General features: G+C 63.4%; 11 protein-coding genes. 2 read left to right on the top strand and 9 right to left on the bottom strand.

Going from position 1 to position 14,864, the window contains the following annotated elements; translation table 11 throughout:
• Positions 1–8: 8 nt before the first annotated feature.
• Positions 9–1,121, top strand: coding sequence for an ABC transporter ATP-binding protein (locus tag ING15_RS01795; protein WP_206453046.1), 1,113 nt, complete (start codon positions 9–11; stop codon positions 1,119–1,121).
• 33 nt (positions 1,122–1,154) lie between these two features.
• Here ING15_RS01795 and edd read toward each other — a convergent pair whose 3' ends face one another.
• The 9 genes from edd to ING15_RS01755 form a co-directional block, all read right to left on the bottom strand.
• Positions 1,155–2,969 (bottom strand): phosphogluconate dehydratase, encoded by a 1,815-nt coding sequence (gene edd, locus ING15_RS01790; protein WP_206453045.1) that lies wholly within the window; start codon positions 2,967–2,969, stop codon positions 1,155–1,157.
• A gap of 27 nt (positions 2,970–2,996) precedes the next feature.
• A complete protein-coding gene (gene pgl, locus ING15_RS01785; RefSeq protein ID WP_206453044.1) occupies positions 2,997–3,713 on the bottom strand; it encodes a 6-phosphogluconolactonase in 717 nt (238 codons plus the stop codon).
• On the bottom strand, positions 3,713–5,191 hold the full coding sequence (gene zwf / locus ING15_RS01780) for a glucose-6-phosphate dehydrogenase (RefSeq protein ID WP_206453043.1): 1,479 nt from the start codon (positions 5,189–5,191) through the stop codon (positions 3,713–3,715). Before zwf ends, pgl begins: the two co-directional genes overlap by 1 nt.
• 117 nt (positions 5,192–5,308) lie before the next feature.
• Positions 5,309–7,912 (bottom strand): HWE histidine kinase domain-containing protein, encoded by a 2,604-nt coding sequence (locus tag ING15_RS01775; RefSeq protein WP_332873746.1) that lies wholly within the window; start codon positions 7,910–7,912, stop codon positions 5,309–5,311.
• Positions 7,909–8,820, bottom strand: coding sequence for a biliverdin-producing heme oxygenase (locus ING15_RS19350; RefSeq protein ID WP_232845487.1), 912 nt, complete (start codon positions 8,818–8,820; stop codon positions 7,909–7,911). The genes ING15_RS01775 and ING15_RS19350 overlap by 4 nt, the downstream gene beginning before the upstream one ends.
• A 21-nt stretch (positions 8,821–8,841) precedes the next feature.
• Positions 8,842–9,708 (bottom strand): RNA polymerase factor sigma-32, encoded by an 867-nt coding sequence (locus tag ING15_RS01770; protein WP_206453041.1) that lies wholly within the window; start codon positions 9,706–9,708, stop codon positions 8,842–8,844.
• Between the two features lie 421 nt (positions 9,709–10,129).
• On the bottom strand, positions 10,130–10,753 hold the full coding sequence (locus tag ING15_RS01765; protein WP_206453040.1) for a CarD family transcriptional regulator: 624 nt from the start codon (positions 10,751–10,753) through the stop codon (positions 10,130–10,132).
• Between the two features lie 477 nt (positions 10,754–11,230).
• Positions 11,231–11,989 (bottom strand): Crp/Fnr family transcriptional regulator, encoded by a 759-nt coding sequence (locus ING15_RS01760; protein ID WP_232845486.1) that lies wholly within the window; start codon positions 11,987–11,989, stop codon positions 11,231–11,233.
• 140 nt (positions 11,990–12,129) lie between these two features.
• Entirely contained in the window at positions 12,130–13,299 is a 1,170-nt protein-coding gene (locus ING15_RS01755; protein ID WP_206453038.1) for a M20 aminoacylase family protein, read from the bottom strand.
• A gap of 164 nt (positions 13,300–13,463) precedes the next feature.
• Here ING15_RS01755 and ING15_RS01750 point away from each other — a divergent pair, with 164 nt between their 5' ends.
• Positions 13,464–14,864 (top strand): D-alanyl-D-alanine carboxypeptidase family protein, encoded by a 1,401-nt coding sequence (locus ING15_RS01750; RefSeq protein ID WP_332873745.1) that lies wholly within the window; start codon positions 13,464–13,466, stop codon positions 14,862–14,864.

Genomic DNA, 14,864 nt, shown 5'->3' with positions numbered 1-14,864 from the left:
ACAGGACCATGGCGAACCTCAAGCTGACCGGCATCAGGAAGGCTTATGGACAGGTGCAGGTGCTGCACGGCATCGACCTGGACATCCTGCCCGGCGAATTCATCGTCTTCGTCGGCCCTTCGGGTTGCGGAAAGTCCACTCTGCTCCGGGTAATCGCAGGCCTCGAGGACATCACCGGCGGAACGCTCGAGATCGACGGCGAGGTCGTCAACGGCCGGACGCCGAAGGAGCGCGGAATCGCCATGGTGTTCCAGTCCTACGCGCTCTATCCGCACATGAATGTCTACGACAACATGGCGTTTGGCCTGAAGCTGGAGAAAAACAACTCCAAGGACGAAGTCGACCGGCGGGTTCGCGAGGCGGCGCAGATCCTGCAGATCGAGCCCTATCTTGACCGGCTGCCGAAGGCGCTCTCGGGCGGCCAGCGCCAGCGGGTCGCCATCGGACGGGCGATTACCCGCAACCCGAAGGTGTTCCTGTTCGACGAGCCGCTGTCCAATCTCGACGCCGCGCTGCGCGTCCAGACCCGGATCGAGATCGCCCGGCTGCATGAGCGCATGGCAGGGACCACGATGGTGTACGTTACCCACGATCAGATCGAGGCGATGACCCTCGCCGACAAGATCGTCGTCCTCAACAAGGGCCATGTCGAGCAGGTCGGCTCGCCGATGGAGCTTTACAACCGGCCGGACAACCTCTTCGTCGCCCGCTTCCTCGGCTCGCCCTCGATGAACATCCTGCCGGCCACGATCGAGGAGACCGGGCAGCAGACCCGCGTGCTGCCGACGGGCGGTCGCTCGGTGACGCTGCCGGTTGCCTCGCCGCCGGACGCGAAAGGCGGCGCGGGCCATCTTGGCATCCGGCCCGAAAACCTCGTTTTGTCCGACAGTCCGGACGCACCGTTCAGCGGCGAGGTGTTGCTGACGGAGTCGCTTGGCGAGGTCACATTGGTCTATGTCGATATCGGCCGCACTGAGGAGCCCTTCGTCGTCAAGCTGCCGGGGGAGGTGACGATCGAGCGTGGGACCACGGTTGCGTTGACGGCCGACCCTGACGCCATGCGGCTGTTCGGCGAAGACGGCAAGGCGATGCGGACCGTATCTCAGCGCGTCGCCGCCTGACGAGCGTCTATCGGACGCCGATAGCACTTGGCGTCAAAAGACGCTGGCGCCGTTGTCGGCGGTGCCGACCGCCGCCCGAAAGGCCCCGAACAACTCGCGTCCCAGCCCGTATTCGTTACCGGTCAGATCCGGCTGGGCCGGCTCGCGTGAATCGAATTCGGCCGCGTCGACCAGGATTTCAAGCGTGCCGTTCTCGCCGTCGAGCCGGATCATGTCGCCTTCTTGGATCCGGGCGATGGCGCCGCCGGCCTTGGCCTCGGGCGTCACATGGATCGCCGCCGGCACCTTGCCCGAGGCGCCCGACATGCGGCCGTCGGTGACCAGCGCGACCTTGTGGCCGCGATCCAGAAGCACGCCGAGAAGCGGCGTCAGCTTGTGCAGTTCCGGCATGCCGTTGGCCTGCGGCCCTTGAAAGCGGACGATGGCGATAAAGTCCTGATTGAGCTCGCCGGAGTCGAAGGCCGCCTTCAGATCGTTCTGGTCGTGGAAGATTTTGGCCGGCGCCTCGACGAGGCGGCGCTCGGGCTTGACCGCGGAGACCTTGATCACGGCCTTGCCCATGTTGCCGGTCAGCATCCGGACGCCGCCATTTGACGAAAATGGCTGGTCGGCGGTGGTCAGCACCTTCGGGTCGCCGCTCTCCGCCGGCGCCGGCACGCGCGCTACAGTTCCGTCGTCTCCCAGTCGCGCCTCGATCGCATAGGCGCGAAGGCCGGTGCCCCAGGCCGTGCGCACGTCTTCGTGCAGCAGGCCCTGATCGAGCAGCTCGCGGATCAGGAAACCCATGCCCCCGGCGGCCTGGAAATGATTCACGTCGGCGAGGCCGTTCGGATAGACGCGGGCCAGCAGCGGTGTCGCGTCGGAAAGATCGGAAATGTCCTGCCAGGTCAGCTTGATGCCGGCAGCCGCCGCCATCGCGACGAGGTGCATCGTGTGGTTGGTCGAGCCGCCGGTGGCGTGCAGGCCGACGACGCCGTTGACCACGGCGCGTTCGTCGACGACCAGTCCGGCCGGCGTGTATTCGTTGCCGAGTGCGGTAATGGCCAGCGCCCGCTTCGTCGCCTCCCTCGTCAGCGCATCGCGCAGCGGTGTGTTCGGGTTGACGAAGGACGAGCCCGGCGTGTGCAAACCCATGATCTCCATCAGCATCTGGTTGGAGTTCGCGGTGCCGTAGAAGGTGCAGGTGCCGGGGCCATGATAGGATCGGGACTCGGCTTCGAGGAGTTCGTCGCGGCCGACCTTGCCTTCCGCGTAGAGCTGGCGGATGCGGCTTTTCTCGTCGTTCGGAAGGCCCGAGGTCATCGGCCCGGCCGGAACGAAGATCGCCGGCAGATGCCCGAAGGTGAGCGCCGCGATGGTCAGGCCTGGGACGATCTTGTCGCAGACCCCGAGATAGACGGCCGCGTCGAACATGTCGTGGGACAGCCCCACGGCTGTGGCCATGGCGATCACGTCGCGCGAGAACAGCGACAATTCCATGCCGCTTTGTCCCTGGGTGACGCCGTCGCACATTGCCGGCACGCCCGAGGCGACCTGCGCGGTGGCCCCGACCTGGCGCGCGGCCTCGCGGATGAGTTCGGGAAAGCGCTCGAATGGCTGATGGGCCGAGAGCATGTCATTATAGGCGGTGACGATGCCGAGATTGGGTGTCTGGCCGCTGGACAACCGGTCCTTGTCGGTCGGTCCGCAGGCGGCGAAGCCGTGTGCGAGGTTGCCGCAGGACAGCGTCGAACGCTTCGGTCCTTCAGCTCCCTTGGCTGTAATGCGCGCGACATAGGCATCGCGGGTCGGGGCCGAGCGCTCGCGGATGCGATCGGTGATGGCTTCGATGCGAGGGTCTGCGGTCATGGTGTCGACCTTCTTGGCATGAGGAAGTCAGGGTGCCCAGAATACGTTCAGCGGCTCATCCCGCGGCGCCCGCAGCACCGCTCGAACCGGGAGGTCCGTTGCCGCGCCGTCCTCGAGCGCCGTTTCGTAGACGGCCAGCTTTTCCTCACCCTCGATATGGAGCGCGAGAAGGCGCGCGTCGACCAGCAGCGGCAGCGTCAGGGTCACGCGCGGTTCGTCTGCGCCCGGCGCGCGGATCGCCACGACCGGCTTGTTCGTCGTCGGATCGGTTGCCGCGGCGAGATTGTCCGCGCCGGGGAAGAACGAGGCCGTATGACCATCCGCGCCCATGCCGAGGACCGCTGCGTCGAACGGGCGCGCCAGCCGCTGGAACCGCTCGCCGAGATCTATCAGTGCGTCTTCCGGTGTCGGGGCATCCAGGTAGAGCGGCACGAAGCGCGCCTCTGCCGCGCCGTTCTGAAGCAGGTGCCGACGCAACATCGCTGCGTTCGACCGCTCGCTGGTTTCAGGAACCCAGCGCTCGTCGACCAGGGTGATGCGGACATTGCGCCAATCGATCTCGGCCTCGGCCAGGCGCTCGAGGAAACGCTTCGGCGTCGAGCCACCGGAGACCGCAAGCGTCGCCGAGCCGCGGGTGGCGATGGCGCCGGCGAGCACGGCGGCGACGCCGGTGGCCAGCGCCTCGGCGAGGGCCTCGCGCGTTTGATAGCGATGGAGGACGGGAGCGGGTGCGATCGCATCCATCAATCGGGCTCGTGCCAGGTGCGGCCGTCGCGCTCGATCAACGCGATGCCGGACGACGGCCCCCATGTGCCGGCGGTGTAGCCCTGCGGCTTCATGCCTTTCTCCTCCCAGGCTTCCAGGATCGGGTCTACCCAGTTCCACGCGGCCTCGACCTCGTCGCGCCGCATGAACAGCGTCTGGTTACCGCGGATGACGTCCATCAGAAGGCGTTCGTAGGCGTCCGGATTGCGCACGCGGAACGATTCGGCAAAGCTCATGTCGAGGGGGACGTGGCGAAGCCGCATGCCGCCGGGACCCGGATCCTTGATCATCAGCCACTGCTTGACGCCCTCATTGGGCTGCAGGCGCATGACCAGCTGGTTCTGCGCGATATTGCCGGCAGCGCCGGCGAAGATCGAGTGCGGAATCGGCCGGAAAGTGACGACGATCTCCGACATCCGTTCGGACAGCCGTTTGCCGGTGCGCAGATAGAACGGCACGCCGGCCCAGCGCCAATTGTTGATCTCGGCCTTGATCGCGACAAAGGTCTCGGTGTTGCTCTCGCCATTGCCGAGATCGTCGAGATAGCTCTTGACCGCGCCTCCGTCGGAGGCGCCCGCCTTGTACTGGCCGCGCACCGTCCGGCTTTCCACATTCGAGCCGTCGATCGGGCGAAGCGCGCGCAGCACTTTCAGCTTTTCGTCGCGGAGCGCATCGGCGTCGAGGGCCGAGGGCGGCTCGAGCGCGACAAGGCACATCAACTGGACGATGTGGTTCTGCACCATGTCGCGCAGGGCGCCGGACTTGTCATAGTAGCCGGCGCGGCCTTCCAGGCCGACCGATTCGGCGACGGTGATCTGCACGTGGTCGATATGCGCGGAATTCCAGATCGGCTCATAAAGAGCGTTGGCGAAGCGCAGCACCATCAGGTTCTGCACTGTTTCCTTGCCCAGATAGTGGTCGATGCGGAAGACCTGCTCCTCGGTGAAATGCTCGGCGATGACCTGGTTAAGCTCGCAAGCCGATTGCAGGTCGCGGCCGACCGGCTTCTCGACGACGAGGCGCATATTCGGGCTCGACAGACCCTTATTGCCGATCTGTCTCGCGAAATCAGCGAATAGCGACGGACCGACTGCCAGATAGAAGGCGCGGATGCGCTCTTCCCCGGCCTGGTCGAGCAGCGCGCGTAATTCGTCCCAGCCGCCGTCGGCGCGCGCATCGACCTGACGGTAATGCAAACGCGACAAAAAACGGTCGACCGAAACCTGGTGCATGTCCGCCGGATCGACGTGCTTGGCAATCGCCTGGCGTGCGAAGGCCCGGTAGTCCTCATCGGAAATCTGACTGCGCGACGCGCCGATGATTCGCGAATTCTCGGGAAGCTGGCCGTCGTGATCGCGGTGGTACAGGGCCGGCAGCAGCTTGCGCTCGGCAAGGTCGCCATTGCCGCCGAAGACGACGTAGTCGAATGGATCGACGGGTATGATCTGGCTGGACATCGCTCGTCTTTCTGTCGCGGAGGGCCGACATCGGCCGCGCGCGCGATCTGCTTAGTCTAATCGATTAAATTTTTCCATACCCCGGAAAAATTCAATCCCCCTTCTACCGGAAGATGTTTATCGCTCGCCCTTGCGACGCGCCGCGGTCCGCGCGATCGCCTCCACTACCTCATGTCCGGCGAATGGCTTACGGATAGCCTCGACATCGGGTGGGTTGTCTTCAGGCATTTCCAGTCTCTCGCTGTAGCCGGTGACGAAGACGAAGGGGACGTTCTTACGGTTCAGCGGTCCAACCAGCGAAAAGCTGGTGTCGGTACCGAGATTGACGTCGAGCAGCGCCACGTCGAAGGTTTCACTCTCGATGATCTGGCGAGCCTCGGCCAGGTTGGCGGCTGTGAAAACCCTTTCCATGCCGTTGTCGAGCAGCAATTGCTCCGTGTCGAGCGCAATGATGACGCTGTCCTCGACGACGAGACATCTGAGACCTCTGAGATCCGTTAATGTCACTGGATCTTTCGTCGCTGCCGCGTCGACGGGCGGCACCTGTGCGTTCGTGCGCTTCTGATCGCCACCGTCCAAACGGAAGGCCGACGCCGGCAGGACGAATCGCGCGATCATTCCGGTCGGTGGATAATCCACCTTCGCTTCGCCGCCGAGATCGTGCGGAATCGCGCGCTCGATGATCGTCGAGCCGAAGCCGCGACGATTGGGGGGCTTAACCGGTGGCCCTTCGCTTTCGCGCCAATGGATTTCGCACGAACCGTCGGCGCCGATCGACCAGTCGACCCGCACCGCGCCCTCCTTGTTGGAGAGGGCGCCATATTTCGCCGAGTTGGTCACTATTTCGTGGAAGACCAGCACCAGTGTCGAAAAGGCACCTGCCTCGATGAAGATGTCCGGCCCGCCGAGGCGAATCCGACCTGCATTCCGGCCAACATAGGCTTGCAGCTCGGTCTGGATGATATCGCCGAGGCTTTGGACGACGCAGGTCTGCCGGGTGAGCTGGTCGTGCGCGCGGGCCAGCGCCTGGATGCGTCCACCGATGATGCCGCCGAACTCTTCGACCGAAGCGGCACCCGCTTGGCTTTGTCCGACCAGGGCGCGGATCAGGCTGAGAATGTTGCGAACCCGGTGGTTGAGTTCGGCGATGACGAATTCCTGATGCTGGGCGGCAAGATCGCGGTTGCGCTCGTTCTCTTCGTTGAAGTGCAACAGCACTTCAAGAAGCGAAACCCGCAACGCCTCGGCCCTCTTCATCTCGGCGTCGGTCCAGCCATAACTCCTGCCGACCACCGTCTCCTTCCAGACCTCGAAGCTCTCGCGTGGCGTCAGCCTTGGCCCGTTCGGTCCCGTGACGGTCCGCTTTTTGGTGGGATCGCCGGCCCAGCTGACGGTCTGTACGATCTCCTTGCGGAAGAACATGAGGTAATCCCGCGGTATGCGAGAAAGCGGGATCGCCAGCATGCCGGCTGCCCGATCGTGAAAAGCTGCGGCGTCCGGATAGGCCTCGCTCAGCCTGTCGCTCGCATAGACCTTGCTGGCGGAGGCACGGTTGAGAAACCGGGCGAGTTGCGCGATCTCTTGCTGATTCGGACACTGACCGAAGGTTCTGGCATCGTCGTCCATCCAAACCGCGAACCCGTCGCAGGCGATGAAGTCGCGCAACTCGTCGGCGTGGTCGGCAAGCGCCGCGACGGAAGACGTCGTTGCGACGAGTTTGCCAATGTAGCGATCATGCAGGTCGCGCGCTGTCTCGTCGGCCTCACGACGTTCCTTGTGAATCCGGCCCTCGATGACGAACGAGGCCATCTGGCCAAAGAGCTCGATGGCGCTTCGCAACTCCATGGGCAGATGCCGTGCCGCGTAGTGATGCAGCGCAAACAGGCCCCAGAGCTTGCCGTCGATCACGATAGAGATCGACAACGAGGCCGTAACCCCCATGTTTTTGAGGTACTCGACATGGATCGGCGAAACCGCCCGCAGCAGCGAGAGCGAGAGATCCAGAGGTTTCCCGTCGGGGCTCAGTGCGGGTGTGATCGGGACCGGTTCGGCGTCGACATTAGCGATGATCCGGATCTGGTTGCGGATGTACAGAGCGCGCGCCTGCGGAGGAATATCGCTCGCCGGATAATTGAGGCCGAGAAAGGTCTCATAGCCGCCGCGCACGGATTCAGCGATGACGGCACCGGCCCCGTCGCTATGAAACCGATAGAGCATGACCCGGTCGAAACCGGTTACGGCCCGCAATTGCCGCACGCATTCGCGATAGAGTGTTTCCAGATCGGGCGCTTTCTGGATGCGCAAGATCATCGCCTTGACGAGAGCGCCGGAATCGGCCGAGCCTCGCGCGGAGGCCGGCTCCATTTCCAGGACGATCGCCTCACCTGATTGGTGGATAGCGACATCGAAATACTGGCCGTTCTCAAACACATCGATTGTGAAGAGCCGCTCCGACCCGTCATTGTTCGACAGCACCTGTAAGCGTCCTCGGACGGCATGCACCGTCGATGCCGGTAAGACGGTGGCGATCGGCGCGCCGAGAAGTTCGTCCGCGGATCTGCCGACGAAATCGCCGATATTGATCGACACGTGCCGGATCATCCAGTCGGTGGTGACAGCGATCAGAAAACCGAATTCCTGAATACGACCCAGCAGATGAATGGGTTCGTGGTCGCAGTTCGACAGATCGACCGGATAGGGAAGCGCGGCGTCGGTGGTCACGAGGGGGCGATCCCCTTTTCGGATGTGGGCGAGAAGCCGGCAATGGCCGCCTCGAAAAGAGCGAAAGCGGCGTTCGCGGCCGCGAGCGCGCGGGCGCGCTGGGGCGCGCCGCGGATCGCTGCCGACAGGTCGATCATTCGGTCCCGGAAACCGTCGGCGAGCGCCGCCGCCTCCAGGTAGGCGGTCGAAATTCCTGGCCATTGTGTGGCAAGGCCGCGTGCCAGGAAATCGCGATGGATGAAACGGGCTCCCAGCCGCGATCCATCGAGCACATAGGTAATGCCGGCCGCTTCCGGGAGCCCGACGGGGTGGACAGGGAAAGGGATGGTGGCGACCGGACGCAACCCCATTTGCCGCATGTCCGACGCCAGCGCTCGCAGAAGGATCGTCCGCGAATTCGAGCCAATCGTCGCGTTGAGCCCCGCATGTCCGTCGAGAAGCGGTTCCAGGGCCGAATGCGCCGCCTGATTCATGGCGATGAAACGCTGATAGAGGCCGGGATCCGAGGCTGCGGTCATGCCCTCGAAGAACCGATCGAGGGCAGCATGGCGATCCGTGGTTCCGGAGCGCAGCAATTGTCTCAATGAGGGTGTGGACAAGCGTCCGTCGGATGGTCCGTCCAAGTGGATTGAGAGAGCGGCATCAGTCATTTTGCACTTTGATATCGTCCAGCTGGGATCGAGTTTATGGCGGCGTAACGAGTGAACCCTAGACGTAAACCCGAAGACGCGGCAATCTTCCTTTGTGATCGCCACCTGTTGCGCGCCCGGTATGGCGCTGTACGCGCGCTGAGGCTGTCTGACAATTTTCGCTTGCCGCAGGTTGCGATTGGCATGGCCAGAGTCGTGCCGACGCCGGAACTGCGTCCGAAAAAACCAAAAGGCCACCTTGCGGCGGCCCTTCGGCAAATCTCGCCAGGCGTCGCTGGCTCAGCTCACATAGGTGGCGCGATCCGCATTCGTCTCGAGCAACGCGGCCCGGAGCTTCTCGAGCGCCCGCGTCTCGATCTGCCGCACCCGCTCCTTGGAAATCCCAAGCTTCAATCCGAGCGCTTCCAGTGTGGCGCCGTCGTCTTGCAACCGGCGCTCGCGGATGATCTTCAACTCACGGTCCGATAGCACGCCGAGGGCACTGTTCAGCCACGTGACACGACGCTCGTCGTCGATCGAGTCGGAAACCACTTCATCGGGTAGAGGGTCGTTGGAGACCAGGAAGTCCTGACGGTCGGCGCTGCCGGACTCGTCTTCCATCAGCGGGGCGTTGAGCGAGGAATCCGGGCCGGAGAGGCGGGAATCCATCAACGCCACGTCGCCTTCCGAAACTTTCAGTGCCGTCGCGATCTCGCGGTACATCGCAACGCCCGTCAGGCTTTCGGAGCCTTGGCTCAACCGTGCGCGCAGCCGGCGAAGGTTGAAGAAGAGGGCCTTTTGCGCCGACGAGGTGCCGCCGCGGACGATCGACCAGTTGCGCAGGATATAGTCCTGGATCGAGGCGCGAATCCACCAAGTCGCATAGGTGGAAAACCGAACTTCGCGTTCCGGCTCGAAGCGCGCGGCCGCCTCCAGGAGGCCGACATGGCCTTCCTGGATGAGGTCGCTCATGGCGAGTCCGAAGTGGCGGAATTTCGAGGCCATCGAGATGACGAGACGCATATGAGCGGAGGTGATCTTGTGTAGCGCTTCCTGATCGCTCTGCTCTTTCCAGCGGACGGCGAGTTCGTACTCTTCCTCCCTTTGGAGGTAGGGTGCGGACATAGCGGCCCGGATCAGGGTGCGGCCTGCGGATTGGGACTTCATGGTTAACCCTCCAGTCAAGCTTTCGAGGCCTTTGAGCCTTTCGCGCGAAACTGTTCGGAAATCCGCGCCTGGTGTGTGGAAAACGCACACCACCCGCAAACGTTCCCAAAGGGGAAAACTTTTTATGGGGAAAGTAGAGGAGGAAGGTCTGAGGACAAGCTCACGAGCGCTCTGGAGTCGCAGATCGTGATCAGCCTTGTTCCATCATGCGCAATCGGGCAGTCGCTGACAAGTCGTCATCCCGAAATCTTTCCAACGGCGGCAACTGGCCTCCGCGCCGGATTTTTCGAAAGCAGACGGTCCAACCCGCAAACGACTGAGGCCGGCCGCCCTGTTCGAGCGGCCGACCTCATTTGATGTCGGACAAAGAGTCTGACCGCACAAACTTCGTCGTGCGCAGGTCAGGCGAGTCGATCGCGTGTCAGGCGGCTTTTACCTGCTCGGTCTCGCTCGTGGGCGTGGCTTCCCCAGTCGCATCGGAAACCTCCTCGGCCGCTTCGGCTTCGGCTTCGGCCTTGCTAAGGCGCTTCGGACCCTTGTTGAGATTGGTCTCGATCAGGCGAACCGCTTCCGTCTCGGAGACTTCGTTGACAGCCGCGAGTTCGCGCGCCATCCGGCCGAGCGCGGCCTCATAGAGCTGGCGTTCGGAGTAGGACTGCTCCGGCTGGCTCTCGGCGCGGTAAAGATCGCGAACTACCTCGGCGATCTGAATCAAGTCGCCGGAATTGATCTTTGCGTCGTATTCCTGGGCGCGACGGCTCCACATGGTCTTCTTGACCCGGGCGCGTCCCTGCACGACCTTCAGCGAACGCTCGACGAAATCGGTTTCGGAGAGTTTGCGCATGCCGACAGCTTCGGCCTTGGCGACCGGCACCTTCAGGCGCATCTTGTCCTTCTCGAAGTCGATGACGAAGAGTTCGAGCTTCATGCCCGCGACTTCCTGCTCCTCGATCGCGACGATCTGGCCAACACCGTGAGCCGGATAGACGATGCTTTCGCCGGTCTTGAATCCCTGACGAGTCGATGTCTTCTTTTGACTGCTCATACGCTTTTTATAACTCCCTGTTGTGCCTGGCTGCGACAGCCGCTAGACACGGGTGACGACGCTGGCGCCGTCGATTGCACGGGTCCTTCGGAGACCGATCGGACCGCAGTCGTTGGGCCAAGCCGTTCGCATCCTCACGGGTGCCACGCAAACCATCCGGTGTTGCGCAGCCGTGATGTTCCAGAGGATGAGGGAAACGACCTTTCGGAAAGACCCACGGGCAAGATGGCGTGGCCTTGCGGCCACAACGCCCGACTGTTTTTCAACGTTACACCATTCTGGTGAAAAATTCAAGATTTTTGGGCGTTTAACCGTTCTTCATGCAACGCAGCATTTCTGGCTCGTTCGATTCATAATGAATCGGTGCGGCCAAGCCTTGAACAGGGGCGGCGACGCGTCGATGAACGGGCCGAATGACCTGGCTCTTAGACCCGGGGCCTGGCTCGCCGTCCGGGGAAAGGATCGCGCGCGGGGCGGTCAGTGACCCGTCGGCGGGGTCGCCTTCATGTCGACATCGACGCGAAAGTGAAGGTAGTCGGGGTCGAACTCGCCGATTCGCACCAGTGTCGACCAGTTCTTGATCGTCATGCGCGAGCGGTCCCGATCGAGTAGCCCCTCCAGTTTGAACTCCTGCAGCACGCGATTGACGGTGACGACAGTCAGGCCAAGGGCGTCGGCCAGTTCGTGCTGGGTCAGCGGCAGGCGGTAGACGTGATCGGGTGCCATGCCCACGGACCGCAAACGCATCGCCAGTTCGCAAAGCAGATGGGCAGTCCGGCTCTTGCCGGAAAGGCGTCCGAGCCCGACGATCCACTCGCGGAAGATCGCCCCGTCGATCAGTGTCTCAAGCCATAAGGCTGCCGCCACGTTCGGGCGGGCTATGCATAACGACCAGACAGCCTCATGCGAAACGAAGCCGATTTTCGACCGCGTCGTCGCCGCGAAACTGTGGTCCATGACGTTGATGTGCAGGCTGTGGAGGTCGGGAATGTCTCCCGGTACATGAAAGGCGATGATCTGCCGCTTGCCTTCGAAAGTGTGGCGATAGCGATGGGTGAAACCGTCGATCAGCACACAGCATTGCTTGACGCGCTCACCCTCGCTGACGATATCGACACCCGCCTCGACTTCCTTGATGGTCGTCGGCAGTCGCAGCAGCGCCTCCCGATCATCGTCATTGAGATTGGCCACCAGATCGAGGCGCCGTATCAGGACCCTTTGTGCCTCGTCTGCCAATGACCGCCTCTCCTGCCTCGGAACCTGTAAGCATCTAAACCGACTGCGAATCCGCATGCTAGCAGCCAGCGGCGCCATAGCTAGCACGGTCGGTCCGGCCCTGTGCCGACAAACATCTTAGCCGTGACGGCGAGGCCGCCCTACAGTCGATCGAGCGCCCGTTCGGCCAGGCGCTGCCAGTAGCTTGCGCCGAATGCGATCGCCTCGTCGGCAAAATCGTAGGTGGGATTGTGGAGGCTGGCGCTGTCGCCGTTGCCGATGAACACATAGGCTCCCGGCTTCTCCTCCAGCATGTAGGAAAAGTCCTCGCCGGCCATCATCGGTTCCGCATTGGTTTCGACCTTGTCCGCGCCGACGATCTCCCGGGCGACATCGGCGCAGAAATCCGCCTCAGCCGGATCGTTGACCGTGATCGGGTAGTTGCGATCATAGGCGATCGCGGCGGTGGCGCCGTGCGCGGCGCAAATGCCGCGTGCGATCTCGTGGATGCGCTGCTCGGCGAAATCTCTGAGGTCTTTGTCGAGGGCGCGCACGGTGCCGGAAACGGCCGCCGTGTCCGGTATGATGTTGTGGGCGAAGCCGGCGTGAAACTGCGTCACCGACACGACCACCGATTGCAGCGGGTCGGCGTTGCGGGCGGCGATCGCCTGAAGGGCCTGCACAAGTGCCGCGCCGATAAGAATCGGGTCGATGGTGCGATGGGGGAGGGCCGCATGCCCGCCGCGTCCCTCGATCGTGATGGCGAATTCGTCGGTCGAGGCCATGGTCGCGCCATGCCGCATGCCGAACTGGCCAACCGGCATGCCCGGCAGATTGTGCATGCCGTAGACCTTGGCGATCGGAAATCGCCGGAACAGGCCGTCATCGAGCATCGCCTTGCCGCCGGCCCCGCCTTCCTCGGCGGGTTGGAAGATTACCGCCACCGTCCCGTCGAAGGCGCGCGTCTCGCAGAGGCTGCGGGTCGCGCCCAGAAGCATCGCCATGTGGCCGTCGTGACCGCAGGCGTGCATGGCCCCCGGCGTCCGGGACGCGTATTCGAGGCCGGTTTCCTCCACGATCGGCAGCGCGTCCATGTCGGCCCTCAGTCCGATCATCGGGCCACCGGCGCCGCCGCGACCATGGACCAGTGCGACGACGCCAGTCTGGCCGATGCCGGTCACGACCTCGTCGCAGCCGAACGCGCGCAGCTTGCCGGCAAGGAAGTTCGCCGTTTCGAACACGTCGTAGAGGATCTCCGGACGGGCATGGAGATGCTGGCGCCATCTCGCGATCTCGGTCTGCGTTTCGGCAATTCGGTTATTGACAGGCATCGATACTTTCCGGTTTTCCTGATGCAGGCTAGAATCCTGGCGCATTCATCGGCGGCAACTGTAACACGCCATGCTTGCGTCACAGCTTGGAGCTAAGCGCCCCGTTGAATCGTTCAGGTTCAGCAAAGTGCGCAGACTGACCGCAATCAATGAAGGAATCCAGCGTGAAGACGCTTGCCTCCCGTCATTTTCAATTTTTGACCGCGGCCTGCCTCGCTGTGGCGTCGCTCGGCGCGATGCCGATCGCGGGGCGCGATTCGCGCGCGATGGCCGCCGAAGATACCGCGCAGCCGATGGCGTCGATCGTCGTCGATGTCGAGACCGGGAAAGTGCTGTCACAGGATCGCGCGACGGAGCGCCGTTACCCGGCTTCCACGACCAAGCTGATGACCGCCTACCTCGCGCTGAAAGCGTTGCACGAGGAGCGCGCGGCGCTGGACACGCCGGTGGTCATGACCCGCCGCGCGGCGGCCGAGCCGCCCAGCAAGATGGGCTATCAGCCCGGCTCGGTTATCCGACTCGACAACGCCTTGCGGATGATGCTGGTCAAGTCGGCAAACGACGTCGCCTACGCCATCGGGCAGACGATCGGCGACGGATCGATGGAAAATTTCGTCGCCATGATGAACGACACGGCGAAGCGGCTCGGGATGCTGGATACGCGTTTCATCAATCCCAACGGACTGCCCGGCGACGGGCAATATTCCAGCGCCAAGGACTTGGCCATTCTCGGCGTCGCCATTCGCCGGGAGTTCCCTGCGTTCTCGGACTTTTTCAACACCGAGGCGATTTCCAACGGCAAGAGGGTCATGAACAACGGCAACAAGCTACTCGGCCGCTTCGACGGGGCCGACGGCATGAAGACCGGCTATATCTGCGCATCCGGGTTCAATCTGGTGTCGTCCGCGACACGCGGCGCTAGCACGCTCGTCGCCGTCGTCATCGGCGCCAACGGCACCATCGAGCGTGAACGTAACGCCGCCGAGATCCTGGAGGCCGGTTTCAAGGCCGATCTCGCGAAAATCGACACCACTATCGACGAATTGCCGACAGCGAGTGGCGAACCGCTCGATGTCAGCGGCTACATCTGTTCGTCCAAGGGCCGCTCGGCCCGCGCCAACGAGCGGGTCGAGGAAAAGGAGCGCGAAGAGGTCTACGGTTCCCCTTATCTCAAGGAAATGGACCGGGCACCCGTTGTCCTACAGGTTGGTCTGGGAGGCGCGGCCGGCAACGCGATCGCCGCGCCGGGCATCTCCCTGATATCGGCCTATGGCATCCCGCTGCCCACGCCACGGCCCAGTCGGTCGGAGGATGTCGCCTTAACGTTGCCCGAATCCGTAAACGCCCTTGTGCCGCCCGTCGTGGCCGCCGATGTCGGCGTCTTCGATCAGGTGGTGGGCGGTGACGAGAACGAACCACCGCCCCTGGACGCGGCGCCCGCCGAAGCCGCGGACATGACCGTGTCGATCGATCCCGGTCCGGTGGGCGGCAAAACCTCGCGGTTCGGAATTTACCGTGACGATCCGGCAACCGGCCTGGCGCGTCAGCCGGCGGCGCTCCGTTGA

The organism is Aurantimonas marina, assembly GCF_017183135.1.
Classification (GTDB): Bacteria; Pseudomonadota; Alphaproteobacteria; order Rhizobiales; family Rhizobiaceae; genus Aurantimonas; species Aurantimonas marina.
This window is presented reverse-complemented; position numbering and strand designations above follow the sequence as displayed.